The organism is Sulfitobacter sp. IGS-18 (assembly GCF_059628195.1).
Map to the genome: position 1 here is coordinate 452,501 of NZ_JCAQIH010000002.1, position 17,780 is coordinate 470,280.

At 62.0% G+C, this 17,780-nt stretch carries 16 protein-coding genes, 1 rRNA gene and 4 pseudogenes (1 of these 21 cut by a window edge); 7 read left to right on the plus strand and 14 right to left on the minus strand.

The genetic code is table 11. The annotated features are described in order from the left end of the window. The 3 genes and pseudogenes from ACWNZ3_RS20330 to ACWNZ3_RS20340 all read right to left on the minus strand — a co-directional run. Window positions 1–166: ribosomal RNA gene (locus ACWNZ3_RS20330) — 16S ribosomal RNA — on the minus strand (it extends 1,296 nt beyond the left edge of the window). A 464-nt stretch (window positions 167–630) separates the two neighbouring features. Then, window positions 631–894, minus strand: a complete 264-nt coding sequence (locus tag ACWNZ3_RS20335) for a transposase (RefSeq protein WP_496902078.1) — start codon at window positions 892–894, stop codon at window positions 631–633. Next, window positions 887–1,219: pseudogene (locus ACWNZ3_RS20340) on the minus strand (DDE-type integrase/transposase/recombinase); the annotation flags it as partial. The pseudogene ACWNZ3_RS20340 and the gene ACWNZ3_RS20335, both read right to left, overlap by 8 nt. Before the next feature lie 199 nt (window positions 1,220–1,418). Between ACWNZ3_RS20340 and ACWNZ3_RS20345 the strand changes: the two are divergent. The 7 genes and pseudogenes from ACWNZ3_RS20345 to ACWNZ3_RS20375 all read left to right on the plus strand — a co-directional run bounded on the left by ACWNZ3_RS20345 (window position 1,419) and on the right by ACWNZ3_RS20375 (window position 7,228). Further along, on the plus strand, window positions 1,419–2,705 hold the full coding sequence (locus ACWNZ3_RS20345) for a hypothetical protein (protein ID WP_496902079.1): 1,287 nt from the start codon (window positions 1,419–1,421) through the stop codon (window positions 2,703–2,705). Between the two features lie 87 nt (window positions 2,706–2,792). Next, window positions 2,793–2,921: pseudogene (locus ACWNZ3_RS20350) on the plus strand (helix-turn-helix domain-containing protein); the annotation flags it as partial. Between the two features lie 235 nt (window positions 2,922–3,156). After that, window positions 3,157–3,264 (plus strand): annotated as a pseudogene (locus tag ACWNZ3_RS20355) (type II secretion system protein E); the annotation flags it as partial. 286 nt (window positions 3,265–3,550) lie between these two features. After that, entirely contained in the window at window positions 3,551–4,501 is a 951-nt protein-coding gene (locus tag ACWNZ3_RS20360; RefSeq protein WP_496902080.1) for a Bug family tripartite tricarboxylate transporter substrate binding protein, read from the plus strand. Further along, window positions 4,498–4,959 (plus strand): tripartite tricarboxylate transporter TctB family protein, encoded by a 462-nt coding sequence (locus ACWNZ3_RS20365; RefSeq protein WP_496902081.1) that lies wholly within the window; start codon window positions 4,498–4,500, stop codon window positions 4,957–4,959. The genes ACWNZ3_RS20360 and ACWNZ3_RS20365 overlap by 4 nt, the downstream gene beginning before the upstream one ends. Window positions 4,960–4,988: 29 nt before the next feature. Then, window positions 4,989–6,464: a tripartite tricarboxylate transporter permease gene (locus tag ACWNZ3_RS20370; protein ID WP_496902082.1), complete on the plus strand. Its 1,476-nt coding sequence runs from the start codon at window positions 4,989–4,991 to the stop codon at window positions 6,462–6,464. Then, entirely contained in the window at window positions 6,461–7,228 is a 768-nt protein-coding gene (locus ACWNZ3_RS20375; RefSeq protein ID WP_496902083.1) for an amidohydrolase family protein, read from the plus strand. Before ACWNZ3_RS20370 ends, ACWNZ3_RS20375 begins: the two co-directional genes overlap by 4 nt. A gap of 12 nt (window positions 7,229–7,240) precedes the next feature. On the opposite strand, the pseudogene ACWNZ3_RS20380 reads toward ACWNZ3_RS20375, so the two are convergent. The 11 genes and pseudogenes from ACWNZ3_RS20380 to ACWNZ3_RS20430 all read right to left on the minus strand — a co-directional run bounded on the left by ACWNZ3_RS20380 (window position 7,241) and on the right by ACWNZ3_RS20430 (window position 17,689). Then, a pseudogene (locus tag ACWNZ3_RS20380) lies at window positions 7,241–8,190 on the minus strand (SMP-30/gluconolactonase/LRE family protein). After that, a complete protein-coding gene (locus ACWNZ3_RS20385) occupies window positions 8,187–9,479 on the minus strand; it encodes a TRAP transporter large permease (RefSeq protein WP_269367517.1) in 1,293 nt (430 codons plus the stop codon). The pseudogene ACWNZ3_RS20380 and the gene ACWNZ3_RS20385 overlap by 4 nt, the downstream one beginning before the upstream one ends. Next, window positions 9,480–9,995: a TRAP transporter small permease gene (locus tag ACWNZ3_RS20390; RefSeq protein ID WP_496902084.1), complete on the minus strand. Its 516-nt coding sequence runs from the start codon at window positions 9,993–9,995 to the stop codon at window positions 9,480–9,482. A gap of 1 nt (window position 9,996) precedes the next feature. After that, a complete protein-coding gene (dctP, locus tag ACWNZ3_RS20395) occupies window positions 9,997–10,965 on the minus strand; it encodes a TRAP transporter substrate-binding protein DctP (protein WP_496902085.1) in 969 nt (322 codons plus the stop codon). Window positions 10,966–11,018: 53 nt separating this feature from the next. Next, on the minus strand, window positions 11,019–11,960 hold the full coding sequence (locus ACWNZ3_RS20400; protein WP_496902086.1) for a tripartite tricarboxylate transporter substrate binding protein: 942 nt from the start codon (window positions 11,958–11,960) through the stop codon (window positions 11,019–11,021). Then, entirely contained in the window at window positions 11,957–12,997 is a 1,041-nt protein-coding gene (locus tag ACWNZ3_RS20405) for an amidohydrolase family protein (RefSeq protein WP_496902087.1), read from the minus strand. The genes ACWNZ3_RS20400 and ACWNZ3_RS20405 overlap by 4 nt, the downstream gene beginning before the upstream one ends. Then, window positions 12,994–14,487 (minus strand): tripartite tricarboxylate transporter permease, encoded by a 1,494-nt coding sequence (locus tag ACWNZ3_RS20410; RefSeq protein ID WP_496902088.1) that lies wholly within the window; start codon window positions 14,485–14,487, stop codon window positions 12,994–12,996. Before ACWNZ3_RS20410 ends, ACWNZ3_RS20405 begins: the two co-directional genes overlap by 4 nt. Before the next feature lie 3 nt (window positions 14,488–14,490). Continuing rightward, a complete protein-coding gene (locus ACWNZ3_RS20415; RefSeq protein ID WP_496902089.1) occupies window positions 14,491–14,952 on the minus strand; it encodes a tripartite tricarboxylate transporter TctB family protein in 462 nt (153 codons plus the stop codon). A gap of 62 nt (window positions 14,953–15,014) precedes the next feature. Then, a complete protein-coding gene (locus ACWNZ3_RS20420) occupies window positions 15,015–15,968 on the minus strand; it encodes a Bug family tripartite tricarboxylate transporter substrate binding protein (RefSeq protein ID WP_496902090.1) in 954 nt (317 codons plus the stop codon). A gap of 27 nt (window positions 15,969–15,995) precedes the next feature. Continuing rightward, window positions 15,996–16,676, minus strand: a complete 681-nt coding sequence (locus ACWNZ3_RS20425) for an RraA family protein (protein WP_274575695.1) — start codon at window positions 16,674–16,676, stop codon at window positions 15,996–15,998. Further along, a complete protein-coding gene (locus ACWNZ3_RS20430) occupies window positions 16,673–17,689 on the minus strand; it encodes a hydroxyacid dehydrogenase (RefSeq protein WP_274575696.1) in 1,017 nt (338 codons plus the stop codon). Before ACWNZ3_RS20430 ends, ACWNZ3_RS20425 begins: the two co-directional genes overlap by 4 nt. Window positions 17,690–17,780 lie beyond the last annotated feature (91 nt).

Below are 17,780 nucleotides of genomic sequence, written 5' to 3' on the forward strand. Positions count from 1 at the left end.
GCTTATACGGTATTACTCTCAGTTTCCCGAGGCTATTCCGTAGAAAAGGGTACGTTCCCACGCGTTACTAACCCGTCCGCCGCTCGCCCCGAAGGGTGCGCTCGACTTGCATGTGTTAGGCCTGCCGCCAGCGTTCGTTCTGAGCCAGGATCAAACTCTCAAGTTGAAAAGCAATTGCTTGCTTATCCTTGACGTCGAACCTCTGCACATCGACCTGCAGTACTTACTGAATACCACAGGCGTCTTTTCTGTTTGTTGTGCTTGCAGTTACCAAAGTAACCAGAAGCCGTCCAAACAGTGAAGCTGACACTACATCATCGACCGAAGTCTAGTAGCGCGATATGAAGAGGTTGATCCATCGAATGAACCAAACCGCCCACATATCTCTTCAGATACTATCAATTTCAAAGAGCGTAGAGACAAAAGAGACTGAGATGCGCCCTAACTTCCTGGCGCGCCCCGCCCAAATACCTCTGATATTTCTTGTCCGCCTCGTTTCCGCCCGTCCGCGTTTCCGCTTCCGTCCGGCCCGTCTGACGCCCCGCCGGTGCATCTCTGCGCCGCCGGTGAGGGCGTCATTTAGATATAGTGCGCCGGACCTGCAACCCCTTTTTTCACCTAAAATGCATTTTAGGCAGCAAGCTCATGAATCTCGATCCAAAACCTGACCGATGTCCGTTTGATCATTGACAGGAAATTGCGTGATGTCTTCTGGCATCGTGTTGCGACACGGCGGAAAAAGGCTTTCAGCCTGCCAAGGAATCGCTCGATCTTGTTGCGTTCCCGGTAGATTGAAGCATCAAATTCGGCGGGCAGTTTGTGGTTGGGCGCGGGCTCTGCCTGAACGCAAACCAGTCCGCCTGGCATTGTCACGCCAACCTGGGCAAGACACATAGCGTTGCAATCCCCCGGGAGATCGGAAGCCTTGAATGCATCGCCCTCTCTTGCGGAACGGCAGATGGCTGTTTTCTGCCCGATTGTTCAGGCCCCTGTGGAATCGGTGCACAAGACCTGGGGCAATCTCGCGTTTGGCCGCGCCTTAGGACCGAAGTGTGTCCGTGACGATCCGTTTGGGCCGCCCAAATCGTTTGACCAGTGACTTCAGACCACGCGTTGCGGCTTGGCTATCGCGCGTGGACTGCAGAATTTTCTCCGGTACGTTCCCGTCCTGATCAACCGCGCGCCAGAGCCGGAACATCCTTGAGTCCATCGCGGTAACACAAAATTAAGCAACACAAATTTTCTGGACTTACAACAACGAGCGACCCAACATGGGCATCGGCGGTATAACACCCGCACTGAGAACCGGAAACCTCTGCATGAATGCCATGGCTGAACCCCACTAAATACAGAGGGATTACCTCGTGGCTGAGCCAGACAGAGAAGCGATAATCGTTTTCCAGCGGGGAGTATTTTAGATGACCAAACTTACATTCAACGCGGCTGGGCTGAGCCTTGCCCTATGCCTGGGTGCCAGCACTGTGTTCGCGCAGGCGATTAACGGATCCGACCTGACCCTGTCGGGCGATATCACCCAGAATGGTTTCGGCCCGAACTTTTTTGGTGCCGGTAACAACACTTTTGACGGGCGCGCCTGCATCGGGCCTGCATGTGACGGCTCCGAACCCTTTGAACAGGGTCCGCTGCGGCTGAAATGGTCCGAGCCCGATATCCTGTTTGAAGACAGTTCCTCAACCTCTGGCATTTCCAGCAACGATTGGCGGTTGGTGATCAACGATTCCTCGACGACCAAATTCGCGGTGCAGGATATCGACGGGGGCACTTTCCCCTTCACCATCGAGGGTGGCGTGCCAAGCAATACGCTGGTGCTCGAAACTTCCGGCAAAATCGGCATGGGTACGGTCAACCCCCTGACCCAACTGCATATTGTCGATGGCGACAGCCCCACCCTGCGGCTCCAGCAGGATGGCAGCGAGGCCCTGCCTCAGCAAACCTGGGACGTTGGCGGCAACGAGACGACCTTCTTTGTTCGCGACGTCAACAACAGCAACCAGATGCCGTTCAAAATCCTGCCCGGTGCCGACACCAATTCGTTCGTGATAGCGGACAACGGCAAAATCGGTCTTGGCACCACGCTCCCCGAAGAGCTTCTGCACATCCGCTCCAACGCCATCAACACCGACGCTTTTGCGCTCTTCGATGCCAATGGCGCAGGTTCTGACGCGGCATTCCGCCTGCGCCAGAACGGGGTGACCCCAACCACCTGGGAGTTCCGCAACCAGCAGGATTCCGGCCGCCTGAATGTCGGCATCGCTGGCGGCAATACGCCGCTGAAAATCGACAATGCCGCCAACAACAACCTGATGCGACTGGGGCGGAACGGCAAGCCGGGTGAGGTGAACATCACCGGCACGCTGGTGGTGAACAACACGCAACTGAACGTGCCGGATTACGTCTTTGCTGACGATTACGCGCTGCGTCCGCTTTCCGAGGTACAGTCGTTCATCGACGCGAATTCTCATCTGCCGGATGTCCCATCGGCGGCGGACATTGCCGCGAAAGGTGTCGACATGACCGAAATGCAGATGATCCTGCTGAAAAAGGTCGAGGAGCTGACGCTTTATACGCTTGAGCAGGATGCGGTGATTGCGACCCTGAAGGAAAAAGCGGCGCAATCTGACGCGCAGGCAGCGGTCATCGCAGCGCTGGCAGAACGTCTGGCAGAGCTTGAGTCTACACGCTAAGCGCTAACAATTGAGGTGCTCCCCGGTGGATTCACAAACGAAGTGCAAATTCTCGATCAAGACAGTGAGTTGCATGGAGTATGAAGAATGGAAAACCACTACAGTCACTTGAAGCTGGATGAACGACGCAAGCTTGCAAAGTGGCTTGAAGCCAAAATGCCGATTTCAGAGATCGCGGATCGTCTGGGCCGGTCTGACCCGCAACGAACCATATACGCCGCACACGGCCTAAAGGAGGAAGCAAAACGAGTTAGCAAGACCTGTAAGATGATGGTGCATAAGTCTGCCGCCAAAACCAAGACACCCCGCCAAAGGTCCCGGGCGACATAGCTCGCCAAGCTGTAAGGGACTTGCTTTGCGGAACCCATCCACTGCCCGGCAGGGTATTGCGAAGCAATGTCCCGAGAGGGAGGGCCCGCGGTCAAAGCCGCGCAAACAGGCCGGACACAGGACATTCGCCAAGATGCGGGACTACATCCGGAAATCCATTGATGTGATCGTTCAACTCGGGCGGGCCGAGGGGAAGCGGCGGGTCACGGAGTTCTATCTGCCGGACTGACAGCGGAGCCCGGCAGAATGGCGAAAGCGCCGAAACCTTCATCCGAGTGGCGCATAAATCAACAGAAGCGTAGGAACTGGCGATACAAAGCTCTGGGATAGCGAACAGAGATTAAGCTTTTCTGTATTAGATATGAATTTATTCGCGCTTTTGTTAAGAAGCAATCAATGTCATGTTTGGCAAACCGGTTGGGAGGCCGGTTTCGGCCATGGCTGGGATTGTACCGGCCGCCGAATTGTTTCGCCGCCGTCATTAGCCGGAACTCAGTCACACTCGGGAGGACATCATGACATTCACACGCCGTTCTGGCTTGGCCCTGTTGGCCAGTCTCACACTCATGCCTTTTGCAGCCCTGGCGCAATCGGACTATCCGAACCGTCCGATCACGCTTGTCGTGCCTTATGGGGCAGGCGGCACCACCGATATATCCGCGCGCCAGTTGGCGGCGATGGCCGAAAAAGTCCTTGGCCAGCCGATCGTGGTCGAAAACCAGCCCGGTGCCAGTGGCACGAACGCGATGCGCGCCGTCGCAGCTGCCGATCCCGATGGCTATACGGTGATCGCAACCACCTCGTCGCCATCCTTTGTCACCCCGGCCCTGCGCGACGTGGGCTATGACACGCTGACCGACTTCATCCCGATCCTGAACTATTCCGGCCCGTTCCACGGCGTCGTCGTCCCGGCGGACAGCCCCTATGCGACTCTGGATGCGCTGATCGATGGCGCCAAGTCCGGCGTTGTGACCTATGGCACGGCTGGCGCAATGGGCGGGGCACATCTGGCCTTCGCCTCGGTCGCAAAGGACACCGGCGCCAAGCTACAGCACGTGCCCTTCGATGGCGCGTCCAAGGCGACGGCAGCGGTTCTGGGCAGCCATGTGGACGCGGCGCTGGTCCCGGCCTATCGCGATCTGGTCCTGGACGGTCAGCTGCGCCTGCTGGGCGTGCTCGACGGCACGAATGATCCGGATTTCCCCGATGCACCGACACTGAAAGAGGCCGGACTCGCGGCGGAGTTTCCGTCCGTCGTGGGCATCATGGCACCCGACGGCACCGACCCTGCGATTATCGCCAAGCTTGAAGCGGTCTTCAGCGAAGTCGCCTCGACCGACGAATTCAAGACTTTCATGACCGATCTCAGCCAGCCGGTGCGGATCATGTCGGGCGCGGAGCTTGGCAAGACGATTGAAGAGAACCTGAATGCCTATCGCGAAATTGCCAAGGATCTGAGCAATTGAGCACGAATGGCCACGGCGGCGGGCTTGCCCGCCCCGGCTTCCGGTCGCTGACCGCGGGCCTTCTGCTCGCGGCGACGGCCTGCGGCCTGTACACCCTGAATAGCCAGATCGAGGTCTTCGGCTTCGGTGCGTCAGGCCCCGATGCCCGCAGTTTCCCCCGTGTGGCGCTGTGGATGCTGGCCGCCGTTGTCGCGCTGCGCCTGATCCTGAGTCTGCGCCAGGAAGACGACACGCTGAGCGCCTCACGCCTGCGCCGCGTAATCATCGTCGCGGCAAGCGCGGCCTTGGCACTCTGGGCGATGCCGCGGATCGGCTTCTTCGCAGGCGCGGCCGGTATGGGCATTGTCGTGGCGCTTATTCTAGGTGAACGAAAGCCGCTGTTGCTGGGCCTGCCGATTGTCGTGGCGGCCATTGTTGCCTATGGCGGGCATCACGGGCTGAACATCCCCCTGCCCTAGCATTCCCCGACTGCAAAGGAGCGCACGTCGTGCTCGTCGACGCCTTTCTCGAACTTCTGAACCTCTGGGTGCTGGTCGCAGCCCTGGTCGGGATCATTTCAGGGATCATCATCGGGGCGATTCCGGGACTTGGCCCGACCATGGCCATTGCGCTTTTGATTCCGGTCACATTCTCGATGGAGCCGATCCCGGCGATCATCCTGCTTTTGGGCGTCTATCAGGGTGCGATCTTTGGCGGATCTATCTCGGCCGTACTGCTGAACGTGCCGGGAACGCCATCGTCGGCGGCCACGGCCATCGACGGCTTTGCCATGGCGCGACGCGGCGAAGGCGGCCGGGCGTTGCGATTTGCCCTCTATGCAAGCATCTTTGGCAACATCTTCAGTTGTCTTGTCCTGATGGCGCTGGCGGAACCGCTGGCCCGCTTTGCACTGGATTTTGGCCCGGCGGAGATGGCGATGTTGATGCTGTTCGCGCTGCTGGTGATCGTGCTGTTCGGCGGCGGATCGAAGCTCGACGCGCTGATCATGGTGCTTGTCGGTGCTTGTGCCGGCATCGTAGGCCTGGACCCGATCAGCGGCACGCCGCGCTTTACCTTTGGGTCCTTTGCCTTTGAAAACGGTTTTCAGCTGATCCCGGTGCTGATCGGCCTGTTCGCCATGTCCGAGGTTCTGCTTCAGGCATTCGACCGCGAACCGCTGGTCGGTGATACCAAAGTGCCGCCGCTGCAATCGTCCGTCGTTCGGTTTGCCGAGCTGTGGCGGATGCGGGCGACGTTGTTGTTGTCGTCGGTCATCGGCACCTTTGTCGGCATCCTGCCGGGGATCGGTTCGACCGTGCCTGCCTTCATGAGTTACAACCTCGCCCGCGCGCGCTCTGACGCGACGGAGCAGTTCGGCAATGGCGCGCCCGAGGGCATCGCGGCACCCGAAGCCGCGAACAATGCAGTCACCGGCGGCGCGCTGGTGCCGACGCTGGCCCTGGGCATCCCCGGCGATGCGGTCACGGCGGTGATCCTGGGGGCCTTCATGCTGCACGGGTTGGCGCCCGGGCCGTTCCTGTTCCGCGATCACGGGGTGGAGGTCTACGCCATTTTCGAGGCGCTGTTGCTGTCGTCGATCCCGACGGTGATCCTTGGATTGCTGTTCTTTCGCGTCGCGATCCACGTCACCCGCATCCAGCCACGCCACCTGTTGCCCGCAATCGCGATCCTTGCCATCTTTGGCGCGTTTTCGGTGAACAACAGCCTGTTCGACGTTTGGGTGATGCTGGGCGCGGGTGTGCTGGGCTTCTTGTTTCAGCGTTCGGGTTTCCCGTTGCCACCACTATTGATCGGACTGATCCTTGGCGCGCCGTTCGAGCAGAGCCTGCGGCAGGGGCTGCTGACCTCGGGCGGCGGCTATGGTATCTTTTTCGGGTCGCCGATCACCGTCGGGCTGGTCGTGCTGATCGGACTGTCGCTGGCCATCAGCCTGGCCCTGAGTCTGCGAAAGCCGCGCCCATGATCACCGATTGCCACATGCATTCCTTTGACAGGACCCCCGGCCCGCAGACCGGCGCCTATGTGCCGCCTGCCCGCGACATTCGCGACTATATGGCAGAGGCCGCACCAGTGGGTGTCGGCCGCGCTGTGGTCGTGCAAGCCTCGGTTGATGGTACGGACAACAGCCGCCTGGTGCAGGTGCTGGGCGCTGAGGGTCCGGTCGCCCTGCGTGGTGTTGCGATGATCGACGGCGATGCCGACCTGCCGGCACTGCATGCCGCCGGCATCCGCGCGACCCGCGTGCAGGACCGTGCGCGACTGGGCGACAGCGCGCTTGAGGCGCTGCCCCAGCTTGCCGACCGGGTGGCCGAGGTCGGCTGGCATATCGAACTGAACACTGAGCCGCGAAGTTTCGAGCACATCGCCGCCATGGTGCCCTTGCTCCCGGAGGGCGTGCGGCTGGTTCTTGATCACATCGGTCATGTCGATCCGGCAGAACCGCAGGCCCTGCTGCGGCTTCTGGGCACCGGGCGCGTCTGGGCAAAGCTCTCGCCGACGCGGGTCAGTACCGATATCGGGCGCTATGGCGACATTGCCGCGCTGATCGAACAGATCGGTTCGGCGTTTCCCGACCAGATCATCTGGGGCAGCGACTGGCCGCATGTTATGACCTGCGAACCGCTGCCCGAACTTCCGCCGATGCTGGCGCTGTGCCGCGAGGCACTGAGCACCGACACCTTTGCACGCTGCATGTGGGACAACCCCGAACGGCTTTATGGATTCTAAGCCGTTGCCAATTCAGGTGGCACCGGAAAACATCGGCGCACCCGCAATGTTCAGGATGTCGGGGAAATCAGCCTTCAGAATGCTGCCGCTATCGCTTTCGGTGATGTAGAGGGTCCGCCCCTGCGGTCCGCCAAAGGCACAATTGGTCGTTCCCAGCTCGCGCGGCGAGCGTACCCGGCGATGGGCCGGCCCAGCACGTCATGTACCCAAACCAGCCCCATGCCGGTCTGGCACACCACGACGCCGCCATTTGAGGTGAGCGCCAGACCGTCCGGCCCGGCGCGCCCGCCCGAGAACTGGATGAACAGCCCCGCCTTGTTCACCCGCCCCGAGGGCGACATCGGCAGCCGCCAGACCGCATTGGCCCGCGTCACAGCGAGGAACAGGACATGTTCGGCCAGATCCAGCACCAGCCCGTTCGGGCTGGGCACCCTGTCGATCAGGCAGGTCAGCGCACCGGTCTCGGGCACCCATTTCCAGACGCGCCCCGAAGGGTCCTGCAACCCGGTCTGGCCCTGATCGGTGAAATAGAGCGCCCCGTCGCTCGCGAAATGCAGGTCGTTGCAGCCCTTGAAGCTTTCTGTATCCGCATCGCCAAGTGCCTTGGAGACCGCGCCCGTCTCCGGGTCCAGCAGCATGATGCCGTTCTGGTAATCCGCCAGAAAGATCCGCCCGTCGCGATGAATCTTCAGCCCGTTCGGCTGGCCGTCATATTCCGCGATCTGGGTGATTTTGCCCGCCGGGTCGGCGCGAAAGACACGGCCAAAGGGGATATCGACGAAGTACAGGTTGCCTGCGCGGTCGAACGACGGCCCCTCAAGGAAACTGTCCGCAGGCGCGCCACGCCGGTTCTTCTCCGCCCAATAGGACGGCTGGCCGGTGCGCCGTAACGTCGCGGGCAATTCGGTGAAAACCTCGGCATCAATGACGATCGGTTCTGGGAAGGGATAGGTATGTGTCATCCGAACGTGAACTCCGGCAGGAACAGGGCGATGTCTGGCACGCCGATAAGAAGCAGCATGAAGGCGACGATGATGATGAAGAAGGGCAGGGTGCCCATGATCACGTCCTCGACCTTTACCTCTTTTGAAGACGAGGCCACGACAAACAGAATCACGCCAAGCGGCGGGGTCAGTTGGCCCAGTTCCACCAGGATCACCACGAAGACACCGAACCAGATCGGATCGACGTCCATTGCCAACAGCGCCGGAAAGATCACCGGCACGATGATCGCGATCATGCCAAGGCCCTCCATGAAGCAGCCGAGGATGGCAAAGACCGCCATGATGATCAGCAGGAAGGTCAGGCGCGAGACATTGGCCTCTTCCAGCATGCCGACGAGGTCCTCACCGATGCCGGACAGCGCGGTCGCATAGGCGAAGATCATCGAGGTGAAGACGATGAACAGGATGTTGCCGCTCATCGAGGCGGTGCGGGACAGTGCGTTCCTGAGCAGTCTCAGGCTGAGCTTGCGATATAGGGCTGCTATCAGGATTGCGCCGACGGTGCCCACCGCCCCGGCTTCGGTCGGCGTGGCATAGCCGCCGTAGATGCTGCCCAGAACGATGACGATCAGCATCAGGAAGGGCACGATGTCCAGAAGCGCGCGGCCGAGATCGCCGGCACTGGCCTTTGTCTCGGTCTTCGGCGCCAGTTTGGGGTTGATCAACACCCGCGCCATGATGAAACCCATGTAGCACAGCGCCAGGACGATCCCCGGAACCAGACCGGCGGCGAACAGCCGCGCGATCGAGGTTTCGGTAAAGGTGGCGTAGATGATCATGGTGATCGAGGGCGGAATGAGGATGCCCAGCGTGCCGCCGGCGGCCAGCGACCCGGCAACGAGGCGCTTGTTATAGCCGCGCGACGAGAGTTCCGGCAGGGCAACGGTGGACATGGCGGCGGCGGTGGGGGCTGACCCGCCCGAGATCGCCGCAAAGATGCCACTGCCCGCGATATTGGTGTGCAACAGACCGCCTGGCAGCCGGCGCATGAAGGGCGCGACCCCGTTGTAAAGACGTGTCGACAGGCCCGAGCCGAGCAGGATCTCGGCCATGAGGACAAACAGCGGAATTGCGGCGAGGGTAAAGCTGTTCGCGGCGCCCCAGCTGACAAGGCCAAGCGCCTTCCAGCCGCCAAAGCCCTTGAGCAGCCAGATGTAGGTCAGACCGGCGCCCGCTACGGCGAATTGCACCCACATACCACCCAGGATCAGGCCGATCAAAAGGCCGAAGGCAAGGATCGCTTCCATTTATTCTGTCCCGGATTTGCGAAAGGTCAGCAGCATTTGCTCGACCAGGAAAAACGCCAGCAGGGAAAATCCGAGTGGCAGCATGATTTGCGGTATCCACAAAGGTGTGCGCAGGACCGTCGGAGCGAATTTGCCGCGCGAAAACGAGGACAGCGACAGATCCTTGGTCTTCCACGCCAGGATCACGCAGATCACCAGCGCGATCAGCACGAAGGCACGGACCAGCCAACGGCGCGTGCCACCGGGCCAGCGTTGCAGCAGGAAATGCACCTGAAACATCGCATGACCACGCAAAGCCAGCGCCGCACCGAAAAAGGTTATGAAGACCACGCCATAGCCGGTCAGTTCCTCGGCAAAACCAAGCGAATAGTTGAAGCCCCCGCGCAGAAGCGCCTCCAGGCAGACCAGAGAGACCAGCGCCACCAGAACCGTGGCGGTCAAAAGGCCGGTAAGGCGCGCCACCCCGTCAAAGAGGGGACCGGCCGAAACCGGCCCCGTTTTGCTGTCGAGCTGCATCTTATTTGCCGATTGCTTCGCGCACGGTGGCGAGGGCTTCGACGTACTCGGGTCCGTTTTCCGCGGCCCAGGCTTCCCAGAAGGGTGCCAGCTTTTCGCCCGCCATGGCCGCATCGCCCTCGGCCGCATCAACCAGCGTCATGCCGGCTTTTGACTGCGCCGCCTTCTGGACCTCTTCATCTTCGAGGAAGGCGGCCGTGGTCTTGGGGCCTTCCTCGGCCACGATTTCGCGCAGCTTGGCCTGCGTGTCCTCGGACAGCGCGTCAAAGGCGTCGGCATTGGCGATGATCATCGAGTTGCCGTAGTTCACCGCAAACCGATAGTTGTAGGGCAGGAATTCGTGCCAGTTCTTGGCCCCGCCCGCCGAAGCGGTCAGCACGCCCTCGATCACGCCGCGTTCCAGCGAGGTCGGCACTTCGGAGCCCGACAGGGTGATCGGTGCGCCGCCGAATTCCTCGATGAACTTGCCCTGTTCTGGCGAGGTCACGCGGATCTTGTGGCCTTGGAGGTCGGCAAGGCTGCCTATCTCGAACGTGGTAAAGATGGTTTGCTCGGGATAGCGATAGCTGCCCAGCAGCACGACGCCCTGCTCTGCAAAGGCCTCGACCAGTTTCGGTTCGATCGCGGCATAGGCCTTGGCCCATTCCTCGTCGTTCTCGATCAGCATCGGCAGGTTCAGCACCCGCGCCAGCGGAACCGAGCCCGAGAAAAAGAAGTCCGCCGCCATGTCGATGATGCCATCGCCCACGGCCTGGGTGATGTCAGCCGAGGCGATTTGCAGGGTTTTGCCCAGATGCAGGGTGATGGTCAGGTCGGTATCGGCAGCGACACGGTCCACGATGCGGTTCATCCCCTTGACCGCAGAGGTCGTCGAGACGGAAGAATAGGTGTAGGCCGTCCACTCGTCGGCATGGGCCAGTGTCGTGGACGCGGCGATCAGCGCCGCGGCGCCAAGGGTTTTGATGGTCATGATTTTCCTCCAGTGTTGATTGATATTGCCGGGTTTGTCCGCCCGGTTGTTGTTTACTTCCAAGGGGTTTCGGCCCAGATCTGTGCGGCGACGCCGTCCTGCTTTGCTGCCGTTTCGGCAAAATCGTCGCCGACCATGAAGGCGATCGGGTTGCCTTGTTCGGCCATCATCGCCTGAAAGGCGGGGTTCGCGTTCACGGCCGTCAGAGCATCGCGCAACTGCTTGGTCGTGGCGTCGTCCATGCCCGCCGGGGCGACGATGCCGCGCAGCGATGACATCTGAACGTCAAAGCCCAGTTCCTTGGCCGTCGGCACGTCCGGGCGGAAAGGCGAGCGTTCGTCGGCCAGCACCGCAAGCACGCGCAACTCGTCGGGGAAGTTCGATGTCTGGCCAAGTGCCATGGTTCCGGCGGCCACATGTCCCCCCATGATCGCGGTGCGGGCGTTGGACGCGCCCTTGAACGGCACCAGCGTGAATTCCGCGCCCGAGGCGGCCGCCATCATGTTGGCGCCGAAATGGTCGTTGCCACCCAGGCTGGACAGCCCCAGGGTGATCGCACCCGGGTCGGCCTTGGCGGCGTCCAGCAATTCGCCCAGCGTCTGGAACGGCGACGAGGCCGCGACCGTGATCGTATTCGGGTCCTCTACGAAATTCGCAAGATAGGTAAAGCTCGATACGTCGTAATCCGCCACACGGTCCTTGGTCAGCGCAAGCGCGGCGGGCAGGTTGAAGGTGCCCAGGGTGTAGCCGTCGGGCGCGGCCCCCGCGACTTCGGTAAAGCCGATCTGGCCACCGGCGCCGGGCATGTTTTTGACAACCACTGACGCTCCTTCACCCAGTTCCTGCTCCAGAAACTGTGCCACGGTACGGGCCATCACGTCGGTGCCACCGCCGGCGGAATAGCCGACGATCACCTCGATGGGTTTTTCCGGGTATTCGGCTAGCGCGACAGTGGCCGACAGGGCCAACACAAGTGCGGTTAGGGTTTTCTTCATGACGGTATCCTCCCAAGGTCATGTGAAAAAATCTGTTCGTCGATGTCGTAGGACCGCGCGGCGCTGCGCCAGAAAAGGGCATGCTGTTCTTCGGCGGTCAGCGGTGCGGCAATGCGTTTGAAGGTGTTCCACAGCGCGCCATATCCGACCTGTCCCTTGTCCACGGGAAAGTTGCTCTCGAACATCGCGCGGGCGGGGCCGAAGAGGTCGATGCAGGTCAGGATCCAGGGGCGCCAGTCTTTGGCCAGTCGTTCAGAGAGCGGCGGCAGGTCGTCGTCAGCATAGCGCCAGCCAAAGACGCCAAGACCAAAGCCGCCGATCTTGACCCGCGTATTGGGCAGGGCAGCAACCGGGGCCAGCGCGTCGCGCCAGGCATTGAAATTGTCGGGGTCAAAGCGGTCATGCGGCCCGACACCCAGCGGCCCGCCACAATGATCGACGATGACGGTCAGCTCCGGCACGGCCTCGGCCAGCGCGCGAACCTCGTCCAGCTGCGTCTGGTAGGCCCAGACATCAAGGCTCAGGCCCTCTGCGGCCACCGCTTGCGCCCCGGCGCGGAACGCATCGCTCCGCAAAAGGCCGTCAGGCGGCGGGTTGGGATTGGACCTGACCGCCGCATCGGCGTGCCAGGCGGTGGTGTTGCGGATGCCCTTGACCCGGCCCTGCCCCGCCTCGGCCAGCGCCTCCAGCACCGGGCGCACGGCGTCGCCCAGTTGCAGGTCGGCCATGGCGATGATGCCGACCGGGAAACGGTCGTAGCCACGGGTCCAGTCCAGCACGGTCTCGACCTCGCCCACCGGGCGCAGCGCCTCGGGACCATCCGTGCGATAGCCTGTCCGGCATTGCACATAAAGGCTGGCCCGCACATCATGGCCCGCCCCAACGTCTGCCATCAGCTCCTCTGCCCGATACCGTCCCTCTGCCCGGTCCCATAGGTGATGATGGCAATCGAAGATGGGTTGCCCCGGCGCAAGAACATCTTCCTGCGTCAGGGCGAGCCAATCCTCGCGGATGCTATGGTGCGGGCTGGCGGTCACGATTTACTGCTGTCGATAAAACGCTTTTTCAGCGTCGGACCAATGATCACCGCGACGGTGAGCGCGACGAGGATCAGGCTCGTGGTGTTCTGAAACAGGATCATCGGGTCGCCGCGGCCGATCCGCAGGGCAAGGCGCAGGTTTTCCTCGGCAAAACCACCCAGGATCAGGCCCAGCACCACCGGCGGCAGCGGAAACTTGAGCCGGTCCATCACCCAGCCGATCGCGCCGAACCCCAGCATCAGGTAGACGTCGAACATGCGGCCATGGATCGAATAGACCCCGATCAGCATCAGCACGATGATCACCGACCCCAGCAGCGGGCGCGGCAGGTTCAGCAGGCGCGCAAAGGAATTCGTCGCCAGCGAGCCGCCGAGCAGCACCAGCAGGATCGCGCCAAAGAGGAACTGCCACATGAAGCCGAAGACGATGTCGGGGTTGTCGCGGAACAGCATCGGCCCGGGTTGCAGACCATGCACCAGAAGGCCGCCCATCATCACCGCCGCAACGGCGGTGCCCGGGATGCCCAACGTCAGCGCCGGGATCAGCGCCGAGGCGGTGTCGGCATTGTTGGCCACCTCGGCGGCAGCGACGCCCTCGGGTTCGCCCTCGCCCCAGGTTTCCGGGTGCTTGGAGGTGCGGCGCGCTTCGTTGTAAGACATGAAGGCCGCCATCGAGCCGCCCGCGCCGGGCAGGATGCCGATCCAGATGCCGATGAAGGAGCCGCGGATCCAGGTCTTCCAGTAGTTCATGCGCGGCAGCGCCTTCCAGATCGACTCGGTGCCGAGCTTGGAACTGTTGATGCCATCGGTCTTGAGCGGCGTTTCCAGCAGGTCGATCACCGGTGGCAGCGCGTAAAGGCCAACCAGCAGGATCACGATGTTGATGCCGTCCAGCATTTCCAACTGGCCAAAGGTAAACCGATCGTTGCCGTAGATCGGGTCAGAGCCGATGACCGAGACGAAGACCCCGAAACAGGCCGAGATCAGGCCTTTGATCGGGTTGCCGCCCAGCAGGAAGATGATCGACGCAAGGCCGAAGACCGCGACCCAGAAGACTTCGGACGGACCGAACAGCAATGTTACCTTGGACAACGGCGGCGCCAGAAGCATCAGCGCAAAGGCCGAGGCGATGCCGCCGATGGCGGAGGAGACCACCGCGACCTGCAGCGCGAAGCCACCCTCGCCCTTCTGCGCCATCGGGTAGCCGTCAAAGGTGGTGGCGACGGCGGCGGGGGTGCCGGGAATGCGCAACAGGACGGCGGGGATCGCACCACCATACATCGCGCCGTTGTAGATGCCCGCCATCAGGCCAAGCGCGACCAGCGGCTCCAGTCCGAAGGTAAAGGGCACGAGGACGGAGATCGCCATGGTGGCCGAGAGGCCCGGCATGGCACCTACGACGATGCCTGCGATGACGCCGATTACGACAGCGGCAAAGTTCGTCCAGGCAAAGACATCCGGAAGGGCATGGAGAAGTTCGGAATACATGATTCAGCGCCCCCAAAAACGGCCGGTGGGGAAGTCCTGAGACATCCCGAAATCGAAGATTGCCCAGATCGAGCCGATGACGACCACTGTTGCGATCAGCAGTCCCAAGGGGGCGCGATAGCCAAAGATCCACGCCACCAGCGGGATGGTAACGGCGGTGCTGAGGTAGAAGCCGATGTAGTCGGTGGCGAGAGCATAGGCGACGATCAGCAGGAAAGCCCCGATCACCCGTTTGGGTGCCTTGGTGACGGGCTCGGCCACCTCGCCCGCGCCGGCCTTGCGCTGGTCGGCGAGCAACAGGACCACCGACAACACGATCAGGCCGATCAGCATGGCGGCTGGCAGCAGCGCGGAAATTGCGCGCAGGTCATAAGTCGGAATCAGGAAGCCGACGGCAACCACGATGATGCCAAGCGCGGTCAAGGTCTCGGGCCGGGTCAGGCGGGAATTGCGACTCTCGGGCATGGTTTTGCTCTCGATGTAAGGGATGATGGGCGTGAGGGGGGTGTCCCCTCACGCATGTGGCCTCAGTTCCAGGGGGTGGTTTCCCACACGCTGTTGGCGAGGTCATAGAGATCCGAGGTCAGCTGCTTGAAATCATCGCCGGTCACGACTTCGACCGGGTTGGCGGTTGCGGCCATCGCGTCCATGAACTCCTGATCGCTGGACATCTGGGTAAAGGCATCAATCAGTTTGGCCTGCACATCCTCGGGCAGTCCTGCCGGCGCGATAAAGCCGCGCATCGCACCGTTTACCAGATCGAGGCCCTGTTCCTGGAAGGTCGGCAGGTCCGGCGCGAAGGGCGAACGCTCCCTGGTCGCAACGCCCAGCACGTTCAGCTGGTCCTGGAACTCGGCCACTTCGGAAATGTTCAGGATGCCCATGGCCACGTGCCCGCCCAGCAATGCTGTCCGTGCAGGGGCGGACCCCTTGAACGGCACGATCGTGAACTCGGTTTCCGTGGTATTTTGCAGCTTGATCAGCGCGAAATGGTCGTCACCGCCCAGGCTCGACATGCCGACCGTGATCGCGCCGGGATTGGCCCTGGCCTCTTCCAGCAGCTTGTCGAGCGTATCGAGGCCGCTGCCCTTTGACGTCACGATGACGTTGGGGTCGTTCACCACATTGGCGAGGTAGGTGAAGCTGTCGCGGTCGTATTCCGCCTCGCGGTCGATGGTGCGGGCCATCATGCCCGGCAGGTTGAAGGTGCCCAGCGTGTAGCCGTCAGGCGCGGCATGGGCCGCTTCGGTCACGCCGATCTGGCCCGAGGCGCCGGGCATGTTCTTGACCACGAGGCTCGCACCTTCGCCCAGATATTTTTCGATAAAGGGGGCCGCCGTGCGCGCCATGACGTCGGTGCCGCCGCCTGCGGAATAGCCCACGATCACCTCGATGGGCTTTTCCGGGTATTCGGCCAGTGCAGCGCCTGCCGCGAGGCACATCGCGCTCGCTATGGCGGTTTTCTTGAAGATGTCGAGCATGTTACTCCTCCGTTTCATGCATGTGTTTCAGTCTGTTGGCAGTGCGCAGCCGCGTTCCTTGAGGGCGCGGTCGACCCAGCTGCGGTCATTCGTGCCGGCCTCGATTGCGGCCATCTGCTTGATTTCGGCGTCGGATTTCGCCTGTGTCGCCTTCAGGATTGTCTCGGCCTGGTCGATGGGTACGCAGAGAACACCGTCGCTGTCGCCGATGATGATGTCGCCGGGGTGGATCACCATACCGTCAATGGCGATGGGCACGTTCAACTCGCCGGGGCCGTCCTTGTAAGGGCCGCGATGGGTGACACCCGCTGCCCATGTGGGCAGATTGGTTTCGCGGAAGTTGTCCAGATCGCGGATCGCGCCGTCGATGACGAACCCGACGACCCCCTTCTTGATCGCATAGGCCAACATCAGCTCGCCCATCAACGCGTTGTCCAGCGCGCCGCCTGCGTCCACGACAATGACGTCGCCGGGTACGGCGCGGTCGATGGCCGCATGCAGCATCAGGTTGTCACCTGGGCGGGCCTTTACCGTCAACGCCACGCCTGCCATGCCACCCGAGCTGTGCATCGGACGCAACCGCGATCCGGCGGCGGTCATGCGTGACATGCTGTCGGACACATTGGCCACCGGCAGCTTGGCAAATTCGGCGACGAGGTCCGCCGGTGCGGTGCGGTCGCGATTGAGAATACGGAATCCCGTGGTCATTGCTGCTTCTCCATATTGGCCGGCTCGGCCTGCGTGGCGGCCAGCAATTTTCGGTTGATGATACGTTCTGGGGCGACGGGTTGGCCGTCGAGGACCTGGAAAATGCCGCGCACCGCATCGACGCCTACGCGCGCACCTGCTTCGCGGGTGACGCCGCCGATGTGCGGAGTCAGCACGATTTCGGGCAGTGCAAAGAAGGGATGGTCCGCCGCGGGTGGTTCGACCGCGAATGTATCAAGGCCGGCCCCGGCCAGATGTCCGGACCGGATCGCTGCCACCAGCGCGGGTTCGTCGATCAGCCCGCCGCGTGCCGTGTTGATGACGTAGCCGTTGGCGGGCATACGCGCGAACGCGTCAGAGTTCAGGATACCGCGTGTCTGGTCCGTCAGCGGGCAATGCAGGGAAAGGATATTGGTCTGTGCCAACATGTCCTCGAAGCTGGCATAGCGGGTCACGCCCAGTTCGTCGAAAATGCTGTCCGGTGCATAGGGGTCAAAACCCGCAAGCGTCAGCCCCAGCCCCTTGGCGATGCGGCCTGTCGCCTGTGCAATCGCTCCCATACCCATCAGGCCAAGTGTCGACCCTGCAATCTCGCGCCCCGAGAACCCCGGCTTTTCCCAACGACCGGCCCGCAGCCCCGCATCCAGAGGCAGGACCCGCTTGACCGTCGCCAGCAGCAAGGCAATGGCGTGCTCGGCCACCGAGACTGCGTTTGCACCGGTGGCGACCAGAACCGGGATGCCACGTTCGGCCGCAGCCTGGATGTCGATGTTGTCGACACCGACACCATGTTTCGAGATCACCTTGATCTGTGGTGCCGCGTCCATCACGGCGGCGTCCAGGCGGCCCATGCGAGACACGATGCCCTCGGCGCCGGTCTGCTGTAGATAGTTTGAAATCACCGCACTGTCGGCATAGGCCGGTGTGTGCACCGTCCTATACCCGCGATCGGTCACCAGTCTGGCAGCGGCCGGATCGAGTTCGGGCCCCGTTACGAGGATTGTTTTGCTCATCGCGCGCGTCTCCATTGCGCTCCGAAGCGTCGGAGCACGTCTTTTCGTCTCGTTTCTGTCGATTGGCCCACAGCGGTCTCCCAACCGGTCG